General features: G+C 39.1%; 22 protein-coding genes, 2 pseudogenes and 1 other annotated feature. Of the genes and pseudogenes, 9 read left to right on the top strand and 15 right to left on the bottom strand.

Features of this window, described 5'->3' with window-relative positions; translation table 11 throughout:
• Positions 1-12: 12 nt before the first annotated feature.
• Entirely contained in the window at positions 13-1,224 is a 1,212-nt protein-coding gene (locus tag F991_RS11295; RefSeq protein ID WP_004671455.1) for an SfnB family sulfur acquisition oxidoreductase, read from the bottom strand.
• 359 nt (positions 1,225-1,583) lie between these two features.
• Between F991_RS11295 and F991_RS11290 the strand changes: the two genes are divergently transcribed.
• Together F991_RS11290 and F991_RS11285 are read left to right on the top strand one after the other, a co-directional pair.
• Positions 1,584-2,354 (top strand): glutathione S-transferase family protein, encoded by a 771-nt coding sequence (locus F991_RS11290; RefSeq protein WP_004671453.1) that lies wholly within the window; start codon positions 1,584-1,586, stop codon positions 2,352-2,354.
• 408 nt (positions 2,355-2,762) lie between these two features.
• Positions 2,763-3,146, top strand: coding sequence for a hypothetical protein (locus tag F991_RS11285; RefSeq protein WP_004671451.1), 384 nt, complete (start codon positions 2,763-2,765; stop codon positions 3,144-3,146).
• Between the two features lie 128 nt (positions 3,147-3,274).
• Here F991_RS11285 and rtcA read toward each other — a convergent pair whose 3' ends face one another.
• The 6 genes and pseudogenes from rtcA to F991_RS11250 all read right to left on the bottom strand — a co-directional run bounded on the left by rtcA (position 3,275) and on the right by F991_RS11250 (position 9,333).
• The gene (gene rtcA, locus F991_RS11280) at positions 3,275-4,321 is read right to left on the bottom strand and encodes an RNA 3'-terminal phosphate cyclase (RefSeq protein WP_004671449.1); all 1,047 of its coding nucleotides are present in this window, start codon (positions 4,319-4,321) and stop codon (positions 3,275-3,277) included.
• 258 nt (positions 4,322-4,579) lie between these two features.
• Positions 4,580-5,038, bottom strand: a complete 459-nt coding sequence (locus F991_RS11275; protein ID WP_004671447.1) for a DIP1984 family protein — start codon at positions 5,036-5,038, stop codon at positions 4,580-4,582.
• Between the two features lie 312 nt (positions 5,039-5,350).
• Positions 5,351-6,570, bottom strand: a protein-coding gene (locus F991_RS11270) for an IS3 family transposase (protein ID WP_155757149.1) whose coding sequence is annotated in 2 segments (ribosomal slippage) — positions 5,351-6,294 and positions 6,294-6,570 — 1,221 coding nt in all. Because the reading frame shifts where the segments join, the coding sequence is not laid out codon by codon here.
• Positions 6,179-6,295 (bottom strand) — a sequence feature (AL1L pseudoknot). Its footprint overlaps the gene before it by 117 nt.
• Positions 6,545-6,796 (bottom strand): hypothetical protein, encoded by a 252-nt coding sequence (locus F991_RS11260; RefSeq protein ID WP_004671442.1) that lies wholly within the window; start codon positions 6,794-6,796, stop codon positions 6,545-6,547. Before F991_RS11260 ends, F991_RS11270 begins: the two co-directional genes overlap by 26 nt.
• Before the next feature lie 4 nt (positions 6,797-6,800).
• Entirely contained in the window at positions 6,801-8,072 is a 1,272-nt protein-coding gene (locus F991_RS11255) for an RtcB family protein (protein WP_004671439.1), read from the bottom strand.
• Between the two features lie 298 nt (positions 8,073-8,370).
• Positions 8,371-9,333: pseudogene (locus tag F991_RS11250) on the bottom strand (ribonuclease Z).
• 67 nt (positions 9,334-9,400) lie between these two features.
• On the opposite strand from F991_RS11250, the gene rtcR reads away from it, so the two are divergent.
• Positions 9,401-11,002, top strand: a complete 1,602-nt coding sequence (rtcR, locus tag F991_RS11245) for an RNA repair transcriptional activator RtcR (protein ID WP_004671435.1) — start codon at positions 9,401-9,403, stop codon at positions 11,000-11,002.
• Here the strand turns inward: rtcR and F991_RS11240 are convergent.
• Positions 11,003-12,078: pseudogene (locus tag F991_RS11240) on the bottom strand (DUF2157 domain-containing protein).
• 90 nt (positions 12,079-12,168) lie between these two features.
• A complete protein-coding gene (locus F991_RS11235; protein WP_004671431.1) occupies positions 12,169-12,798 on the bottom strand; it encodes an alpha/beta hydrolase in 630 nt (209 codons plus the stop codon).
• Positions 12,799-12,922: 124 nt separating this feature from the next.
• Here F991_RS11235 and yaaA point away from each other — a divergent pair, with 124 nt between their 5' ends.
• Genes yaaA through F991_RS11220 form a run of 3 tightly spaced genes read left to right on the top strand, consistent with a single transcriptional unit; the run spans position 12,923 to position 14,620 of the window.
• Positions 12,923-13,705, top strand: coding sequence for a peroxide stress protein YaaA (gene yaaA / locus F991_RS11230; RefSeq protein ID WP_004671429.1), 783 nt, complete (start codon positions 12,923-12,925; stop codon positions 13,703-13,705).
• A gap of 21 nt (positions 13,706-13,726) precedes the next feature.
• Positions 13,727-13,987: a hypothetical protein gene (locus tag F991_RS11225; protein ID WP_004671428.1), complete on the top strand. Its 261-nt coding sequence runs from the start codon at positions 13,727-13,729 to the stop codon at positions 13,985-13,987.
• Positions 13,988-13,999: 12 nt separating this feature from the next.
• A complete protein-coding gene (locus F991_RS11220; protein WP_004671427.1) occupies positions 14,000-14,620 on the top strand; it encodes an HD domain-containing protein in 621 nt (206 codons plus the stop codon).
• Between the two features lie 36 nt (positions 14,621-14,656).
• Here the strand turns inward: F991_RS11220 and F991_RS11215 are convergent, their stop codons facing one another.
• The 6 genes from F991_RS11215 to F991_RS11190 all read right to left on the bottom strand — a co-directional run bounded on the left by F991_RS11215 (position 14,657) and on the right by F991_RS11190 (position 17,932).
• A complete protein-coding gene (locus F991_RS11215) occupies positions 14,657-14,983 on the bottom strand; it encodes a hypothetical protein (protein WP_004671426.1) in 327 nt (108 codons plus the stop codon).
• A gap of 212 nt (positions 14,984-15,195) precedes the next feature.
• Positions 15,196-15,981 (bottom strand): thiazole synthase, encoded by a 786-nt coding sequence (locus F991_RS11210; RefSeq protein ID WP_004671425.1) that lies wholly within the window; start codon positions 15,979-15,981, stop codon positions 15,196-15,198.
• 26 nt (positions 15,982-16,007) lie between these two features.
• Positions 16,008-16,205, bottom strand: coding sequence for a sulfur carrier protein ThiS (gene thiS / locus F991_RS11205; RefSeq protein WP_004671424.1), 198 nt, complete (start codon positions 16,203-16,205; stop codon positions 16,008-16,010).
• A gap of 9 nt (positions 16,206-16,214) precedes the next feature.
• A complete protein-coding gene (locus tag F991_RS11200) occupies positions 16,215-16,580 on the bottom strand; it encodes a DUF423 domain-containing protein (protein WP_004671423.1) in 366 nt (121 codons plus the stop codon).
• Between the two features lie 101 nt (positions 16,581-16,681).
• Positions 16,682-17,551 (bottom strand): RNA polymerase sigma factor RpoH, encoded by an 870-nt coding sequence (gene rpoH, locus F991_RS11195; RefSeq protein ID WP_004671421.1) that lies wholly within the window; start codon positions 17,549-17,551, stop codon positions 16,682-16,684.
• Between the two features lie 138 nt (positions 17,552-17,689).
• Complete coding sequence (locus F991_RS11190; protein ID WP_034595159.1) at positions 17,690-17,932, bottom strand: sulfurtransferase TusA family protein; 243 nt, start codon at positions 17,930-17,932, stop codon at positions 17,690-17,692.
• A gap of 356 nt (positions 17,933-18,288) precedes the next feature.
• On the opposite strand from F991_RS11190, the gene F991_RS11185 reads away from it, so the two are divergent.
• The 3 genes from F991_RS11185 (at position 18,289) to fba (ending at position 21,009) form a co-directional block, all read left to right on the top strand.
• A complete protein-coding gene (locus tag F991_RS11185) occupies positions 18,289-18,501 on the top strand; it encodes a cold-shock protein (RefSeq protein WP_004653893.1) in 213 nt (70 codons plus the stop codon).
• A gap of 106 nt (positions 18,502-18,607) precedes the next feature.
• Positions 18,608-19,759 carry an ATP-dependent RNA helicase RhlB gene (gene rhlB / locus F991_RS11180; protein WP_034595640.1) on the top strand — a complete coding sequence of 384 codons (1,152 nt, stop codon included), beginning with the start codon at positions 18,608-18,610 and terminating at the stop codon, positions 19,757-19,759.
• A gap of 212 nt (positions 19,760-19,971) precedes the next feature.
• Positions 19,972-21,009, top strand: coding sequence for a class II fructose-bisphosphate aldolase (fba, locus tag F991_RS11175; protein WP_004671418.1), 1,038 nt, complete (start codon positions 19,972-19,974; stop codon positions 21,007-21,009).
• The last annotated feature ends 58 nt before the right edge of the window (positions 21,010-21,067 follow it).

The following is a 21,067-nucleotide window of genomic DNA, read 5'->3' as shown; positions in this document are numbered from 1 at the left end:
GTGATTTACTCCTTAAATCCAAGCATGGCGGGCAGGGTGAGTATCATTGAGGTAATAATCACCAATGGCATGGAATTTCCAACGCACAGGATCATGTAGGGTGTGCACACGAGCATTACGCCAATGCTGATCGAGGTGATGTTTGCTTAAGCTGGCACGGCTACCGCCAAGTTCGAGTAGCTTTTCGGAGATTTGCAGGGCTGCATCATTGGCATAGATTTTTGCTTCGGCTATCAGAATCGAGGCGCGAGCGGCTTGCTTAGCAGAAAGCTCGGTGAGTTGATCAAGCTCATCCAGATATTCAGCAGCTTCATCTAGTAATAAAATGGTTGCATCGAGCAGGATATTGAGCTTACCAACTTCTTGTAGGGTGTAATGTTCTTCACTGGCTTTTTCTACGCCTGCATCAATAATCGGACGTGCTTTACGCACGCTGGATAAGGTGTCATCAAAAGCGGCTTCGGCAATGCCAACATCAATGGCAACCTGCAAAAGTTGAGAATACGCACCGCGAACATTTGGGGTGTCGGCGATGATACGCTCATCAAAAAATAAGGCTGGGTCTGCAACAACATTGCTCAATTTCACTGTTCCACTGGCTGTGGTACGTTGACCAAAGCCATTCCAGTCATTAATCACGTCAACACCAGTAGCATGTCGATCAATGATTGCCAATACTGTATGCCCATCTGGATGCAGTGCTCGAATTGCTAACCAGTCTGCAAAGCTAGTGCCAGTAGAATAGAATTTTTCACCATTTAAAATGTATTGACCATTTTCTAAAGTTAAAGTGGTTTGAATGGCTTTGCTATCTTTAGAGTTTTTTTCTGGGCCACCGTTAGCGATACGTTTACCTGCAAGAATTTCAGCATAGATAAACTGCTTTTGAGCATCTGAACCTGTGATATTAATAAAATTTAACAGTCCGAATTGGTTTTGTGGGATCTGACCTACATTGGCATCGGCTTTACTTAAAATACGAAACACATGGGCCAAGGTTTTATTGGAGACAAAAGCGCCACCGTATTGTTGAGGAACACGAATCCCTCCCAAGCCTTTTTGACTAAAGTGAATAACTTGTTCTGTTGGTAAAATACGATCTTGATCTCGTTTATTTCGTTCTTCTAATGCAAAGTCAGCAACTTGATAGGCAGCATTGATGGCCTGCTGATCATTTGAAATCAGTTGTACTGGAGCTTGGATCACTGATGGATTACTGGACATGTGAGCACCTCTAATAGATAAGAGGGACTTTACAAAAGTTTTACTTTTCCACTAAATCATCAGATGTGGCTTATATATCACAATAATTATTAAGTATTTTTTGTGAGAAAAATAACAGAAAAAATGATATTAAATTTTTAATTTAAACAATTGTTTATCAGGTGTGGTGTTTGGTTGGTCAGTACAGAAAAGTATTTTTCTATGAAAGAAATGAATAATCTGGCCAGAAAAAGAGATAAAGAATTTTAGCCAAAATAAAAAAAGATAGAGCGAAAAGGACATTGTATTCATTAGATTTTACTTCTAAAGTATGAAAAACCTTATGTTTGATTGAATAGAAAAATAAATTTGGAGTATATATGCGGGTTTTATACCAATTTCCTTTATCTCATTATTGTGAAAAAGCTCGCTGGTTGTTAGATCATAAGGAATTGGATTATGTGGCACATAATTTAATTCCTGGTTTTCATCGTGCGTTTACCTATCTAAAGTCAGGGCAATATTTATTGCCGATGTTAAAAGATGACAAGCAGTGGATCGCTGATTCAACTCAAATTGCTTTGTATTTAGATACTACTTATCCAGAACATGCTCTGTTAAGACGTGATGAACAATTACGTGATCAAGCTTTAGAGATTGATGAACTGTCTAGAGAACTTGGTATCCATGTACGCCGTTGGTCATTGGCTCAGGCACTATCTGTGGGGGATCATCCACTGGAAATTATGATGGGTGAGCAGGGCTATCTACGTCAGTTTGAAAAGATTTCCAAACCTATTTTAAAGAGTTTAGTCTCGACGAATTACAAGTTAAACCCTGAAAAAGTCGCTCAATCAAAAATTCGTATGACCGAACTCATCACTGATTTAAACCAGCGATTAATTGATAATCAAGGGCGCTATTTGGTTGGAGATCGCCTTGGTTTGGCTGATATTGCTGTTTGTTCAATGCTTGCACCGTTATTGATGATTAAAGGTACGCCGTGGGAGTTGGAAAATGATGATGTTGATCAATTTGGTGGAGAGCTAAAAGAATATTATGATTATTTATTAGATCTACCGCTTGGACAATATGTTCAACGCATTTATGCCACTGAGCGTAATGCGCGAGTCGATTGGCGCGGGCTTTAGCAATGATTGTTTAATAAGTCAATATTGCAGAAACCGAGTGAAAAATAAGCTCGGTTTTTTGTTGTTTCATCTATTTGAAATTCGATTGATATATGATTTTGAATAACCGCATTAAGCAGTTCATCTAAGAAGTTTTTTCAAAATGAATGTCATTTATCTCAATAGTGCATCATCAGCAAAATGACCTGTTGCAAAATATGATACTTTCGGTCTAATAGCATCTGATAAATGAAAAAATAACAGTTTGAATATGTACATATCAAATTGGGTCGAAATTTATCATTTTAATATGAGAACTAAGACAATCAGCTAATCAATTAAAGACAATTGTATATATAATAATCCTTAGTGCACTAGTCGGTTTTAGTCTGTGATCCAGAACTAAAAACATAAAAAAGAGGGAATACCATGAAAAAGCTGCAATTTATAGCAGATTGCCCTAAACATGGGGTAATTGATCATCCACCCAATGAATGCTATATCACGCAAGAATACGTGGCTGCACTACTATATAAACAATTAGAACAATATGGCTTCGATGCGCAACATATGCGTCATGAGCATGAAAAAATTGAAGTTTGCATTGATAATCATCAATTACCACTCTCTATTTTATGTTCTCAGCAAGATACCGAGGGACATATTTTGTGTGAGATTTCTGCAAATCCACAACAAGAACAAGCTTGGTTTGAAAAGATTGAAACTCAAAGTATTATTCGTCAGTTGGCTCAAGCTGTTGAAAATAGCTTAAAAGCCGAACATAGTTTTTCAAAGTTTGTTTGGAAAAGTTAGTTGCTTGAATTTATATGCTAGCTAATTCATATATTGGTTTTAAATAAGATTTAAAAATAAAATATGGATTAGGGCTTTGAGCCTGTATCTTTAAAAGATGATTGAAAAGAAGCTCAAGGCTGAGCTTCTTAAACTTTTACATTAATTTGAAACAGATCCTTATCCAATTCGATAAAGTCAATTTCACAATCAATAAATTTTTCAATCATTGCTGCTTGTGTACGCGTATGTTCACTAATACATTTCGCCGTAAATTCACCACCTTGACCCAATGCTAAAGGTAAGAGGAGTTGATCAGCGAGATACTCATCAACGACAGCTTTGGACGCAAGATTAAGCTTCACTTTTTCTGCCAAGTGATTTGCTATTTGTTCAGCACTTTTACGCATTTCGCCTAAAGCAGTGAATAGCTGAACGTGATTTTCGTGCTCAACTTTGACATACGCCGTATTTCCTTGGCTGATTCCATGTAAATGAAATTGTTGTTGAGTATTTAGTTTCAGCCTTTTGTTTAAAGTGGCTAATTCACGTTGTGCGATTTGGGCATCTTCTGAAAGATTGAGGACTGCTACAAAGGCATCAATTGATTGTAACGAGCCACGATCTAATAAGCTTAGCTTATTTCGATGTTGCCACGACTGAATCTTGATTTGAATTTCACCTGCACCAATCGGAAAGAAGCCTGCTTTATTTAATTTAAACTCGACCTCTATTCCAAGCTTTTCTAATGCAGGCAAAAAGCAATGTTCAACAAAATCAGCCGTTGGCGCAAGCGGATTATGTGTGCCACCAGAAATCGTGAGTTCACTGGCTTCATTTTGTAATAATAAAGCAGGCAATAGCGTCTGAAAAACCAATGTTGTGCTGCCAGCAGAACCAATTTGGAATTGGTATTTTCCGCTTTGTACATGCTGTGGCGCAAAATACAAACGTTGGCTATGCAGTTCAGCCCCTTCAACATAAGCTTGGCTAATCTGTTGGGATGCCTGTACACAGACCAAATGCTGACGCATTAAGCCCGGTTTTTTACGCCCAGCACGAATGTTTATTAATTCAAATGCTTGACCTGTAATCATTGAAAGAGAGAGGGCAGTTCTTAAAATTTGCCCACCACCTTCACCTTGAGAACCATCAATCTGGATGGTTGCTGGCATATTTGCCAAAGCCTTATTCACGTCTATTTTCCTTATTTTCTAATCTAATGAACATACTGTCAGTACATGGTAATGCGAAGTAACGCGTGACTTTGCTTTTGGCAAAGGTTTACTAAGTACATGGTGCTGAGCCTGATCGGTGAAGATTGATGCACGGCTCACATGCTGCCATAGCCGCCTGAATTATTTTCAATCCCTCAGATCGGAGTAACGCAGGATCTTGTACTCGCCCAGTATGTCCAAACTGTGATTGTGAACTAAATTCACAAAATCTGTTGTCTATTCGACTAAATCAATCTGCCAGTTTGCAGCCTGAATTCTGATATTTAAATCGCGTAGTTTCGCGCTGATATCATCGGCTTGTTTTTGCAAGCTAGAAACAGGGATGACCTTTTGCCATTTAATCTCACGTGAGCTATAACGGTCCGGCTCACGATGTGTATTGACAATCGCATCAACGAGAATCTTATGTTGTTCAGCATAACTATCTCTTAAGCTGAGTAACGATAGTAATATTTTTCCATCCTCAACTTTTGCTTGTGCATTGGTCAAATGGATACGACAAATCAACTGATTGCTTTCTTGGGTTAAAGCAAAGACTTGTTTGATCAGTTCATTTGGATCTTCACTCGGTTCATCACCATCTTGTACTAATACATTGGCATTGATCCGTTGTTTTAATGAAGCGAGCTTTTTTTGTTGATCGCTTCGAAGTAAAAGTGCTTCTGCGAGTTTCATATTTATATCTCTATCTTATTCCAGTCAAAACTATCATTAGGTAAAAAATCTGAATGATATGTTTGAGTATGTTGCATAAATTGAATTAATAAATTACTCATACAATCAGGTTTTAAGTGGATCAAAGCGGTAGCCGCGATGATAATTCGACTGATTGCAGCAGCTTGGAGTTCTTGCTCATTTAAATCATTAAATGATTGATGGCAAGCTCCATGTTTTAACCAATTTCTGACTTTATTAATTTCTTGAGAAACTTGCTTTGCTTGGAGGTTATGAACCGTACCGGGTTTTTCGGAGAGATTTTTATTAAAGTTAGGCCACCTGACCTAACGGGCTCATCTTATCATAGTACATTGCTTCAAACTCAAATGGTGATACATAACCTAGAGCACTATGTACACGCTTTTTATTGAACCAATCCACCCAGTTTAATGTCGCAAGTTGCACATCTACCAAACCTTGCCAATCTGCTTTTAGATATTCAATCACCTCTGTTTTGTATAAGCCATTCACCGTTTCAGCCAAAGCATTATCGTATGAATCACCAGTCGTACCGACTGATGCTCGTAAATTTGCTGCTTCTAAACGATTGGTATAGCGGATGGAAAGATATTGCACACCTCTATCGGAATGATGGATCACGCTCTTTGGCATGCCTCGATCATGCAATGCTTGCTCCAATGCATCGAGCACCATATCTGTATTCATTCGTGTAGATACTTTCCATCCAACAATGGCTCGTGAGAACACATCAATAATAAAGGCGGTATACACCCAGCCTGAATTGGTTCGAATATACGTGAAGTCAGCGACCCACAGTTGGTCAGGATGATCAGCAGTAAAATTGCGTTTCACCAAGTCAGGTGCACGTTTTTGATCATCTCGGCTACGAGTAGTTTGTTTATTCTTACCACGCCAAACACCTTGTATGCCTAGATTTTGCATCAATCGAGCAACCGTACAGCGTGCAACAATATAGCCTTCACGTTTCAATTGTTGCCAGACTTTACGTACACCATATCGACCCGAACTTTCTTTCCAAATTCGTTTAATTTGTTCAGCATGATGCACGTCATGTAAATCGCGTTTTGAGCGCTTTTCTGGGTTCTCGGTCAGATCCAGCTGTCGGTAATAGGTCGATGGTGCAATCGGTAAAATTTTACAGATTGCCTCAACACCATATAGGTCTTTATTGTTATGGATGAAATCCACCATTATTTGTGTAGGCGGTCGAGCTCCGCCTGGGCGAAAAAAGCGGCTGCTTTACGTAGAATTTCGTTAGCGCGTTGCAGTTCTTTATTTTCACGTTCCAGTTGTTTTATACGTTCTTGATCTGAAAGATGCTGTACTTTAACTGGATTTTGTTGATCCAAATATTTTTGATGCCAAACACGCAGTGTTTCAGGGGTACAACCTATCTTGGGAGCAATAGCAGTGATTGCAGCCCAATTCGATGGATAATCTTTTTCGGATTCAATAACAAGTTGAACCGCTCTTTCTCTGATTTCAGGGGTGTAGTTTGATTTTTTCATCGGAGTAGTTTCTCAGAATGTTGAGTCTCCGACAAACATGGTACGGTTCATTACGTTTAAGGGCAATATTTTCACTGACTTTATGAAATACATAGCCATTTTTAAGTTCACCAAAAATACCTTCCGCAGCACCAGCTAAAGTAATAGCTGGTATAAATGCTGACTCATATAAATACAATTTTATTGCCCATTCAAATTGCACAATACCTGTTTCAATTTGATTCATGAAATCACCCCTTAACACATACCACTTGTCTTAATGTATAAACCACTTCAACCAAATCCTTTTGTGCATTCATCACATCTTCAATTGGTTTATAAGCCGATGGAATTTCATCAATCACAGCAGCATCTTTACGGCATTCCACACCTTCAGTCTGTGCGATCTGATCTTCTACGGTAAAGCGACGTTTTGCTTCAGCACGACTCATCACTCGACCTGCACCATGCGAACATGAGCAGAACGACTCTTGATTTCCAAGCCCGCGAACGATGAAAGATTTAGCACCCATTGAACCAGGAATAATTCCATATTGTCCAAGTTTTGCACTTACAGCACCTTTACGTGTCACCATCACTTCTTCGCCGTAGTGTTCTTCCTTTTCCACGTAGTTATGGTGGCAATTCACGGCTTCCAATCGTGCTTGGAACGGTTTTGGGATAATCGTTGCCAAAGCTTTAATCGCTGACTGCATCATGATTTCACGGTTTTTCATGGCAAAGCGCTGCGCCCAACCCACAGCAAACCAATAATCATCGAAATGCTCAGTTCCTTCGACTAAATAAGCCAAGTCTTTATTCGGCAAATTAATGAAATGCTTTTGCATATCTTTTCGTGCAAGCTCGATAAAATGATTTCCGATGGCATTACCTACACCGCGAGAACCTGAGTGCAACATAATCCAAACGTGATCATGTTCATCTAAACAGACTTCAACGAAGTGATTTCCTGTTCCTAAAGTTCCCAATTGCTTGCGATTGTTGGTGTTTTTAAGACGAGGGTGCTTTGCACAAATCAACTCAAAATCAGCCACTAGGTCTGCCCAAGCCTGATCCACCATTTCAGGTGGATTTTCCCAAGACCCGCGATCTCGTCCTCGACCTTTAGTCATTCCATGTGGAATTAAACGTTCAAGTTCAGTACGTAATCCGTGTAAGTTATCTGGTAAATCAGAAGCGGTTAAGTTCGTACGAGTTGCCATCATTCCACAACCGATATCGACGCCAACAGCCGCAGGAATAATCGCGCCTTTGGTTGGAATCACACTTCCAATGGTTGCCCCTAAACCAAAGTGCACGTCTGGCATTACCGCCATCCATTTATAAATAAATGGCATTTGGGCAGTTTGTAGTAATTGTTGTTTTGAGTTGTCATCAACAAGAACACCTTTGGTCCACATTTTCACAGGCATGCTTTTTTCACTATGTAGAACTTGATAAGCACGTTGTTGCTGTTCTTGTTCAAATTGAGCTTGTTGATTGACTTGTTCAATGACAGACATTTTCATATTTCCTTTCAAAGCCTGCCTGCCAAGCGTTTGCAGGCAGGTGTTATTCACAAGATCCCAATGATGTTGTGTGCTTATACTATTGCAGCGACTGTGCCAATGTTTTAAAAAGCAAATCAAAATTATTATATGTTATTGATAATAATATAAAATAAAATTTATTCTACTCTGGATTGAAATATTGGGGTATATTTTTTATATAAAAAATATATTTATATAGATATAAATATATCTTAAAGGATATGCGATCTATTCTTGAATTTTACAGATAGATCGCATAACAGGAGGTGTATTAGGTTTTATCAATTTTTAAGAGTTGACCATTTTCATCTAAGCTAAATTGATCAAAATCATGAGCTAAATAAAAATTACCTTTGTAAAACGCTCAGACTTCCTCGGCGATGGCTTGCTGCCCAGCACTGTCTTGATGTCGCGGACTAAAGTGAGTGAGAATGATATTGCCTAATCCTTGCTGCTGAGCAAATTCAGCCACCATTTTTGCTGAACTATGCATCGGACCTTGCCCAACTTTATCCAGAACTGCTTGAGTGTAGGTGCTTTCATGAATCAACAGTTGAGCATCTTGACATGGCTGAGCTAATAACTCAGGACGATCATTGTCACCACCAACTATCGCGTGAACGCGCTGTATATGGGTTTGAATAAAATCACTCGCTTTCAAGATTTGATCATTGAACTGGATATCTTTGCCTTGTTGTAAATCGCCCCAAGCTTTACCTTTAGGTACACCAAGTTGAATTAAAGCCTGTGTGTCTAATTTATTTTGGGTGTGTTGCGTGATAATACTAAATGCAAAGCTTGGTACTCGATGACTAAGTGGGTGGGCTTGAATTGAAAGTTCATCCGTCAATGGCTGTATTTGAGTTGCCTCATTCACATCAATGAAATTGAGTTGATAAGGCAGATGTAGATCGGTGAGTTGTGCAGTTACTTCAAACCATTTTTGAATTTCTTTGGGGGCGATAATCGTTATGGGAGCAGTACGTGCATTCATGCCAGCACTTGCCAATAAGCCGACCAACCCATAACAATGATCGCCATGTACATGGGTAATACAGACCGCAATCAGATTTTGTAAAGAAAGTTTGGCTTGTTGAATACGGTGTTGTGTGCCTTCACCAGCATCGACCAAAATCCAATCTTTGTTTTTACTGTTTCGTATCGCTAAACCCGAAACATTACGAGTGAGTGTGGGTACACCTGAAGATGTACCTAAAAAAGTAAAATGAAGCATATTGTTGGAATTTTTCACTTAAATGCGTATTGTATATTATAGACATTTATAAAATTTTATAGAAATCATGACGGATGTGAAAAAAACAGTCGTAATAGGCTTTGTGGGTTCAACTTTAGATCAAGGAAAACGTCCTGATCGCTGGCAACGTTGGCGTCCCACCTTAAGTCTATTGATGCATGAAGATCTAATTGTAGATGAGCTGGTCTTATTGCATAATCGCCAACATCATAATTTGGTGAAGTTTATTGCTGAAGATGCAAAGGATGTATCTCCATCTACAACAATATCAGGTTATCGAGTGAGTATTCGTGATCCTTGGGATTTTGCCGAGGTATACGGTGCACTTTATGATTTTGTAAAAACATATTCATTTGATACCGAAAAAAATAACTATCTTTTGCACATCACGACTGGAACGCACGTTGGCCAAATTTGTTGGTATCTTTTGGTCGATGCGAACTATTTACCAGCCAAGCTGATCCAAAGTGCGCCAAACCAACAGAAAACACCGGAGGGTGAATATCGCATCATTGATCTGGACTTATCTCGATATGATGTCTTAAAGCAGCGTTTTGAAGATGAGCAACAGGAAAACTGGCAACAGCTCAAAGCCAATATTTCAACCTATAATCTTGGTTTTAATCAGCTGATTAGTGAAGTTGAATTGGTCGCAACACGGTCTAGTGCGCCGATTTTGATTATGGGTGCAACAGGTGTTGGAAAATCTCATTTGGCTAAACAGATATTTCAACTAAAGAAAGACAAGTTTCATTTGAGTGGGCGGTTTATTGATGTGAACTGCGCCACTTTACGTGGTGACAGTGCCATGTCGAGTTTGTTTGGGCATATCAAAGGAGCCTTTACAGGCGCAGCAGCTTCTCGGATAGGTTTGTTAAAAAGTGCAGATCAGGGCATTTTATTTTTAGATGAAATTGGCGAGCTTGGATTAGATGAGCAAGCCATGTTGCTTAAAGCGCTCGAAGATAAATCCTTTTTTCCAGTAGGTAGTGATAAGGAAGTTCAGGCAGATTTTCAACTGATTGCGGGGACAAATCGAGATTTGAGAACCGAGGTGCAAGCAGGGCGTTTTCGCGAGGACTTATGGGCGCGACTCAATACATGGACTTTCTTTTTGCCAAATCTGAAAGATCGTGTTGAAGATATCGCGCCGAATATTGAGTTCGAGCTACAACGTTTTGCTGCTAATCATCAACGTCAACTTCGTTTTCAACGAGATGCTCTTGATGAGTATTTGAAATTTGCCAAGTCTAAAGAAGCATCATGGCAGGGAAATTTCAGAGATTTAACCGCAAGTGTGACGCGTTTAGCGACATTATCGGATGGAGAGTTGATTCGCTCTGAAACAGTGGAAAAAGAGATTCTTCGTTTAAAACAGTTGTGGTCTATTCAGACACATTCACATGATGAAAATGATCAAGATATTTTGCTGAAATATTTAGATCAAATGCAATTAATGGAAATTGACGAGTTTGACCGGATTCAGCTACGTGGTGTGCTTGAGGTTTGTGAAAGTGCAAAATCAATGGCGGATGCTGGGCGGCAGCTTTTTGCTGCTTCCCGCCAGCAAAGAAATACCACCAATGATAGTGACCGAGTCAAAAAGTATTTGGCTCGGTTTGGCTTGAGTTGGAGTGATTTTCAGTAGTTATTCAGCTTGATCAGGTTGTTGTTTCTTACGCTGCGATTGGCTAGATAAAAACTCTAAGTTCCAAAGTTTTCCGCATGTCGACCAATCCACCAAAATGAAGCCGCCAGTATGATAAAGAAGATTGCTTTATGCATACCAACCCAAAAGAACTCAAAATATTTGGTATATAAGTTTAGAAATAAAAAGGTAATACCAAAACCGCGTGAAGTGGCATCATCGTGTTTTAAGCCATATACAATAGCAATGATGGCAATGAATGCAAATAAGATGCCCCAATGAAGTAGCTCGTATTGTTTAACGTTGTACCAGCTATTCAGGTCACCATAATTGCCAAAGATTGAAAGAATCCATAGCGCGATAAATAGATAAAGCAGACCCATGACATAGGTTGAATGCGCAAAGTCAGAAAAACGCGCGTGACGTTTAAACAATAGACTGAGCCCAATCAGCACACCGCCGAATAACACAAAGCGCAAAGGAAAGTTCATACCTAAATAGTACGCACCCCAGCCAGACATATAGCCTGTTTCAGTCCCAAACCAAGAGCCGAGCGAAAGCAGAGAAAAGATCCAAATCAATTTGGAAGGAAACCAGAAAGCCAGTGCAGCGTAAATGATTGTTGAAACTAAAAATAGCAACGAGAAATGCCCGCTACCAGTATCAATCGCTTGTCCAAAATACGCCACCGAAACGGCAGTAGAAAGTACACCCGCAAAAATAATCGCTTCATTCCTAAAGTGATGTAAGGGTTTGGTTTTCCTACGACGATAGGCAAATATATAAAAAGCAGCGGCCGCAGCAGCAAAGATAAGACATGGGATAACATTTGAACTTAAAAATAATTGTTCAAGTATTTTCATTAACCATTCATCTAGGGTGATTGCAGCAACTGCAATCACTGTGCAAATCATCGAAATCCAAAATGAATATTTTGCTAGTCGTTCCCAATCAAAAGGTCGAACGGAAAAACTACTTTTAAGATCATTGGCAACGTCAGGTGTAATCGTTCCTTGTTGTTGCCAATACTCAATTGTGTGTTTTAAAAATAGTCCCTGTTTTTTATTTAATTTCATCAAAGAACCCTAATGCCTATTCATCTGTACTGATATAACAGACATGGGATTCAAAAGAAGTATATTTTTCTTAATAATTTGTTGTTAAGTCTACACTTTTAAAAAGCGAGTGATCACTTGACGTAATTGCTTTAAATAACCTGTAAAGAAATGATTTGCACCAGGCATGATGGTAATTGGATGTTTTTGTGGTTTTGCCCACGCAACCATATCTGAGAGTAGGGTGATATCATCTTGTTCACCATGTACAAATAAAATATCGCCATTAATTTCAGGGGTTTTGTAGTGACGTAAATCAACCACTGAGCCAGTTGGTAAGCCACACAAAACTAATTGTTTCGGGCGTAGCTCTTCACTGAGCTGCGCTTGGCATTTGGCTAAGACATGTGAGCCAAAACTAAAGCCACCCGCATGGAACGTTAAGCCTGCATGTTTATCGCGTGCATATTCAATCACTGCCAACATATCATCAGTTTCACCATGACCTTGATCATGCGTGCCTTCGCTACCACCTAGACCGCGAAAACTTGGACGATACACGATGCAGCCCATTTCATTAAAAATTTGCGCTAATAAAACAGGCACTTTGTGATTGGGGGTGCCCCCTTGTAGTGGATGGGGGTGACAGACGACTGCAAAACCTGTGATTTCACCTTTGGGTTGATCAACAAACATTTCGATTTGACCAACAGGACCTTGGATGAATAGTTGCTCAGACATAAAATACGTAATGAATTATGGAAGAATCCACTATTTTACCGATAATGAAGAATGAAAACACGAATTGGCATTAAAAATTCTCAACTGTTATAGTTTAGCCAAGATAAATTGATATTGATTGAATATGCTTGCTCTAATTTCTCCTGCTAAAACACTTGATTACACAACAGCTTTACCAACAGATACACACACGCAGCCGCGTTTATTGGAACAATCACAACAGTTGATCGAGGTTTGTCGCAAACTTTCAGCGACTGAGATCGCATCTTTGATGACTGTCAGTGAAAAAATTGCCACTTTAAATGCAGAACGTTTTCGTGACTGGAATGTAGATTTTGATTTCTCTAATGCACGCCAAGCGATATTTGCATTCAAAGGTGATGTTTATACAGGTTTAGATGCATATCATTTAGATGAACAAGATATTGATTTTGCGCAGCAGCATTTACGGATGTTGTCGGGGCTTTATGGTTTGTTACGTCCTTTAGATCTGATGATGCCATACCGCTTGGAAATGGGAACAAAGTTAAAAAATACGCGTGGACATAACTTATATGAGTTTTGGGGCGATATTATCAGTGATCAAATTAATCAAGATTTAGCAAATATCGATGCAAAAGTGTTGGTAAATTTAGCTTCTGACGAATATTATAAATCTGCGAATGAAAAGAAAATTCAGGCAGAAATTATTAAGCCTGTATTCTTGGATCAGAAGAACGGGAAATATAAAGTCATTAGTTTCTATGCGAAAAAAGCGCGTGGTCTGATGGCAAGATACTTGATTGAAAATAAATTAAGCCAAGTAGAACAATTAAAAGCATTTGATAGTGAAGGGTATTACTTTGATGCTGAAAGTTCATCGGATAAAGAGTTGGTCTTTAAGCGAGATGAACAGCACGCAGCTTAGATTTGCCTTGGGCAGGGTGGGATGTTAAGCAAAGAATATTTATTAAAACACGCAATATCGTCTGATCAAGTTAAAGTTAAAGGACATTTGACAGAACCTCGAAGTTATGGAGTGTATGCATTGCCTTTAGACCGAGATGGTACTCGACGGTTTCGATTTGGTAATCACCCTATGCGCCAACAGGAACTGAAGCATGAGTTTGGTTCCTGTACCTTGTATCAGCTTTTTTTAGAGCGTAAAGATGCTGAATCATTGGCAAAATGGCTGAATCAAGCAATGTAGAGATGACTGATTATGCAGCACTATTTATCTACATTAGAAAAATCATGGTATGAGTTGCATCGGCATTATCAGTTTTCTGAACCTCAGAGAACTTTTAATAAACTGATTGCTGCTTATAGCGAAAAGCAAAGGGCTTATCATACGATTCAGCATTTGTATGAGTGCTTGGTTTTACTCGAAGCTACTCGATCTGATTTAAATGATGATCATGCTGTTGCATTGGCACTTTGGTTTCATGATGCGGTTTATGATCCTCAAGCCAAAGCTAATGAGCTGAAAAGTGCTGTGCTATTTGAGCAGTATTTGGCTCAAGACCTACCAACTGAGACTGTTCAAAAAATAGAGCGTTGGATTGTTGCCACGCAAAAGCATGAGCCGACTGAAGAACTGGACTTACAGTTTTTATTAGATATTGATTTAGCGATTCTAGCGGCTTCACCAGAACGTTTTGTGGAATATGAACAGCAGATTCAGCAGGAATATTCTTGGGTTGATCCTGATGTATATTCTATTAAAAGAAAAGAAGTGCTAGCACATTTTTATCAGACAGAACCACTTTATCAAACGGAATATTTTCAGAAGTGTTTCGAGCACAGCGCTAAAAATAATTTGAGAGAGGTTGTTGGAAATTAGATCTCTATTTAATAATGATATATGTAATATGAGATTTTATTGAATATATTTTATTGCATATTTTTCTTGGTTTTCATAGGTTTTTAATTCAATCACACCATCTTTCAGATTTCCTTTTATATAGAAATGATAGTAATAATATGGTGTATGTTCTTGACTATCTCCAGAATACCAGCCAGATTTTCTTAATTTATAATTTTCTATCGTTCCATATTTTTCATGTAATTCTGTATCTTGTTGAAATATTTGGGCAATATTTTTCTCATTTTTCTTGTAATCTCTATTTGTCATATAATTTGAAAAAAATGCTAAGGAGATAGCTAAAGTCAAAAAGGTTAGAATTTTTTTTATATTAAACTTCATTTGATGCCCTTAGAATATGTAATCTGTGATATCCATATTCGAAAATAAGAAAAGATTTGATAAGTGCTGAGCGATATTTTGGCTTTTATACGTTACGGCTTAACTTAAACTGTTTAAAAGATCATCCAAATAGCTGTATGAATATTCATATTAAAGAAGCAATGTAATCGTATTTGGGGAAGGGGCAGTTCATTTGCCCCTTAACGCATAGCTTATTTAAAGAAATACCCAGTCTCAGGTGAGCTTGCATTTGCCATGCGTTTACGCGGCATACGGCCTGCTAAAAATGCCTCACGACCTGCTTCAACTGCTTTCTTCATTGCTGAAGCCATCAAAACCGGATTTTGAGCAGCCGCAATCGCCGTGTTCATCAATACACCATCGCAGCCCAGTTCCATCGCAATCGCAGCATCACTAGCCGTACCTACACCTGCATCAACTAACACAGGAACTTTGGCATTTTCTTTGATGATTGAAATCGTATGCGGATTGAGAATCCCTAAACCAGAACCAATCAAGCTACCCAAAGGCATAATCGCGACACAGCCCATGCTTTCAAGTTCTTGAGCGACAATTGGATCATCAGATGTGTAGACCATGATTTCAAAACCATCATCAATCAATGTTTGAGCTGCTTTAAGCGTCGCTGTCACATTTGGATATAAGGTTTTCTCATCACCAAGCACTTCGAGCTTGACCAAGTTATGACCATCAAGTAGTTCGCGTGCCAGCATACATGTACGAATCGCGCTATCAGCATCGAAACAGCCTGCGGTATTTGGCAAGATCGTGTATTTCTCAGGTGGAATCACTGAAAGTAAGTTGGGTTGATCTGGGTGCTGTCCAATGTTTACACGACGAATCGCCACTGTGACAATCTCAGCACCACTGGCTTGGATGGCTAAATCAGTTTCATATAAATCTTTATATTTACCAGTTCCGACCAATAAACGTGATTGAAAAGTACGTGAACCAATAATTAAAGGGGAATCTTGCATGGGCTTATTACTCCATTTTTAGCCAATTAGCCGCCACCAACAGCTTGAATAATTTCAATACGATCTTCAGGAGCAATTGTTGTTTGCTCCAGTTTACTTTTCGGAATGATCTGTTGATTCTTTTCTACAGCGAAGCGTTTGCCTTCTAGGGCTAAGTCTTGAATCAGTTGCTGTAGGTTTTCGCAAGACGTGTCAGTTAACTCGCCATTTAGATAGATTTGCATGATAAATCCTTATTTCGCATGCTTGATTGCTTGCCATGCGAGTAGCACCCAACCCACAATCATAAATGCACCACCAATCGGGGTGATTGCACCTAATATTCTAGGTAAGCCAAGCGCCATAATGTACAACGAACCGCAGAAAAAGAGGATACCAATTTGAATCAAAATAAAAGGAATTTTTATTGGAAAGGTTGGTGTGGTTTTATTTAATACAGCCAAGATAAGCAAACCAATGGCATGATAGAAGAAGTATTGTGTTGCTGTGGCCCACCAAGTAAGTTGTTCAGGCGTAGCAAAAGACTTTAAGCCATGTGCACCAAAGGCACCGAGCATCACCGCAAGCGCAAGATTAAGCGCAGAGATCGCTATCCACATAATTACAATGTAACTAGAAATTTGAGTGGTAAAGTTACCATATTCAGAAAGTTAAGCATAGCCAAATACAACAAAAGGGCTTATAGCCCTTTTGTTGTATTTTAACTCGCTGACATCGCGGTTTTGATTTTTTCCATTGCATTTTTTTCTAGCTGGCGAATACGTTCGGCAGAAACGTTATATTCAGCAGCAAGCTCATGCAAGGTAGACTTATCATCATCTAGCCAACGGCGTTGTAAAATATTACGCGATCGGTCATCCAGCTGATCCATTGCCTCATGTAAAGCAGCAGTACTTTGCTCTTCGTAGTCTTGTTCTTCGACAAGTCGAGCAGGGTCGTAACGGCTATCTTCTAAATAAAGCGCTGGTGCGGTATGAGGTGTGTCATCGTCGTCATCACCTTGTGCTTCAAATGCAGCATCATAAGCGGTTAAACGACCTTCCATTTCAATCACTTGTTCTGCTGTGACATTTAAATCACGTGCTATGGCTTTTGCTTCTTCAAGCGTCAGCTTTTTGCTTGATTTTTTTAGACTACGTAAGTTAAAAAATAATTTACGTTGAGCCTTGGTAGTCGCAATTTTGACGATACGCCAGTTACGAATCACATATTCATGAATTTCAGCTTTGATCCAATGTACAGCAAAAGAGACTAAACGAACGCCCATATTTGGATCGAAACGTTTTACTGCTTTCATTAATCCAAGATTGCCTTCTTGGATTAAATCACCTTGTGGTAAGCCGTAGCCTGCGTAGCTACGCGCGATGTGAACCACAAAGCGTAAATGTGACATGACCAATAGTTTGGCAGCATCAAGGTCTTGGTCGTAATAATAACGATCAGCAAGTTCTTTTTCTTGCTCGGCCGTTAAGATCGGAATTTGATTGACAGTACTGATATATGCACCAAGGTTTACGCCAGGCGCAGACAATGACAGGGGCATCAATTGATTGCTGCTGTCAGTAGTCATGGAGTCTCCTTATAGGATGGTATTGAGTCAGCAATTTCATCTTAATGCGAATGTGCTTCATCATTAAGGAAATTTGAGTATATAAATGTAAATCTATCTTTACCAAGAGTTTAACAAAAAAAGTAAATTGGAAAAACCCTAAAGAGATTCAATTAAATAGTGGAATTCATTTTCTGAAACTTTTTGGACTTGGCATTGTAGTTGCTGAATTTGGCAATATCGTGTTACATCAATTTCACTATGTGGATCAGAAGACTTTAATAGGTATTGTATTTTACCGTTTGCTTTTTTTAGGGCGCGTTTGAGCAAAAGTAGTGGCATCGGACAGGGTTGTCCTAAAGCATCAATAACTTCAGTTGAGCTAGAAAGTGTAAAGGTCATAATCATTTAAATAACTTCATTCAAAATGATCTTAACAAATTTTGAAAGGCTTTTAGAGAAAAAGTTTTATTAAAAATGCAACCAAATAATCGTACGAAATCAATGGAAACAGGGGAAATAACTTAAAATAAATCTATTAATTGTTAGAAACCCATGTTAAGCTCGGTGCGTTTTAGGGAATGTTTAATACAATTAGATTGTACTAAAACCTATAACAAATGGATGTAACCGGAAATTGTTGTTAGTTTTACAGAATGATTACAAGCTTTAAAATTATAAAAAATTTTAAAACCTTGTTGGCTCTGCTGTTTGCAACACCGGAAGGTCCTTATCTTTCAATATCTGAGGATTGACTTATGACAGCTCGTGAACAAGGCGTAGTAAAGTGGTTTAATGACACTAAAGGCTTTGGTTTTATTCAGCGTAATGGTGGTGATGACGTATTTGTTCATTTCCGCGCAATTATGGGCGACGGTCACCGTTCTTTACGTGACGGCCAACGCGTTGAATTCAGCGTAGTTCAAGGACAAAAAGGTTTCCAAGCTGAAAACGTTCAGCCTTTAGACTAATTTGTTTTATTGCTTTAATGCAATATGAAACGCTCCAATGTTATATTGGGGCGTTTTTGTTTATAATAACGACTTTGTTTTGGTCATTGATGGTTCGAGAGCATATATGACACCAGGTTTTGAAACCTTAAATTTACATCCGCAGTTGAAAAAAGCGATTGATGCTTTGGGTTTTACTCAGATGACCCCAATTCAACAAAAGGTTTTGAAATATACGCTAGCAGGGCATGATGCCATTGGTCGAGCACAAACAGGTACAGGTAAAACAGCTGCCTTCTTGGTGAGTGTGATCAATGATCTATTAAATAATCCGATTCAAGACCAGCGCTTTCGTGGGGAGCCGCGTGCATTAATTTTGGCACCTACTCGTGAGTTGGCTTTGCAAATCGAAAGTGATGCACAGGCACTTACAAAATTTTCAGATTTGCATGTTGTTACCTTGTTGGGTGGCGTGGATTTCGATAAGCAAAAGAAAATGTTGGATCGCAACTTTGTTGATATTATTGTCGCAACACCGGGGCGTTTAATTGATTTTGTTGAACAAAAAGAAGTTTGGTTGGATCGCATCGAATTTTTAGTGATTGATGAGGCTGACCGTTTACTTGATATGGGTTTTATTCCTTCTGTAAAAAGAATTGTTCGTTTTTCCTCGCCTAAAGAGCAACGTCAAACATTATTATTTTCTGCAACATTTAGTTATGATGTCTTAAATCTTGCACGTCAATGGTTGTTTGAGCCTGTAACGGTTGAAATCGAACCAGGGCAAAAGACCAATAGTGATGTGGAGCAACGAGTTTATATGGTTGCGAAGCAAGATAAGTATAAGCTTTTACAAGAAATACTTCGTGATGAACCGATTGATAAGGTCATGATCTTTGCAAACCGTCGTGATCAAGTGCGTCGTTTGTATGATCATTTGAAACGCGATGGTTATCGAGTTGGGATGTTATCCGGTGAAATTGCGCAAGATAAGCGTGTGAAAATGCTAGATCAATTTAAAAATGGCAAGAATAATATTATGATTGCAACGGATGTTGCGGGTCGTGGTATCCATGTGGATGGTGTTTCACATGTCATTAATTTTACTCTGCCTGAACAATCTGACGATTATGTGCATCGTATTGGTCGTACTGGGCGTGCAGGTGCACAGGGTGTGAGTATTAGTTTCTTGTCAGAAGATGATGCATTTTATTTACCAGAGATTGAAAAAGCGATTGGTAAAAAATTACCGCTGACTCGAATGGAAGGCTATTGCTAGATTTAAGTAAATAGAGTGACTTGGTTGTTTTAAAACCAAACATTTGATTCATAGAAGACTAAATCATTTTTTGATTTGGTCTTTTTTATTTGTAAGTGTGTCTTGATACGCAAATTACACAAAAGATTCAGTTTTTTTTGAAATCCTGCGATTAGTTGCTGAATTGAAATAGATCAACATGTAGAATATGGCGCATTACCTGGGAGGATATTATGGCTCTAATCTCGATGCGCCAGCTCTTGGACCACGCTGCAGAACATAACTACGGCGTACCAGCGTTTAACGTAAACAACTTAGAACAAATGCGCGCAATTATGCTTGCTGCAGATGCGACAAATTCACCTGTAATCGTGCAAGCTTCGGCTGGTGCACGCAAATACGCAGGTGCACCTTTCTTGCGTCATCTTATTTTGGCGGCGATTGAAGAGTGGCCACATATTCCTGTGGTAATGCACCAAGATCATGGTACAAGTCCTGATATTTGCCAACGTTCGATTCAGTTGGGCTTTAGCTCGGTGATGATGGATGGTTCATTGGGTGTAGATGGTAAAACGCCAACTTCGTATGAGTATAATGTTGATGTAACACGTCGCGTGGTTGCATTGGCACATGCATGTGGTGTTTCAGTTGAAGGTGAGATCGGTTGCTTGGGTAGCCTTGAAACTGGTATGGCTGGTGAAGAAGATGGTGTAGGTGCAGAAGGTGTACTGGATCATTCTCAGCTTTTAACCTCTGTTGAAGAAGCAACTCAATTCGTTACAGATACGAATGTAGATGCTTTGGCGATTGCTGTAGGTACTTCACATGGTGCGTACAAGTTTACTCGTCCACCTACAGGCGATATCTTGGCAATTGATCGCATTAAAGAAATCCATACTGCGTTACCAAACACGCATCTTGTGATGCATGGTTCAAGCTCTGTACCACAAGAGTGGTTAGCGGTAATCAACCAATATGGTGGCGATATTAAAGAAACTTATGGTGTGCCAGTAGATCAGCTTGTTGAAGCGATCAAGCATGGTGTGCGTAAGATTAATATTGATACCGATTTACGTTTGGCGTCTACAGGTGCAATGCGTCGTATGATGGCTGAGAAACCAAGTGAGTTTGATCCGCGTAAATTCTTTGGTGAAACTGTTGAAGCAATGAAAGATATTTGTGTCGCTCGTTACGAAGCATTTGGTACAGCGGGTAATGCAGACAAGATTCGCCCAATTTCTTTAGAGAAAATGGTTGATCGTTACAAATAAAACCGATTTGTGATGAATTAAAAACAGCGGCAATTGTCGCTGTTTTTTTATTTCAGTT

The organism is Acinetobacter sp. CIP-A165 (genome assembly GCF_000367985.1).
GTDB lineage: Bacteria > Pseudomonadota > Gammaproteobacteria > Pseudomonadales > Moraxellaceae > Acinetobacter.
Note: the sequence above shows the minus strand (reverse complement) of the source record. Positions and strands in the feature narration are given on the sequence as shown.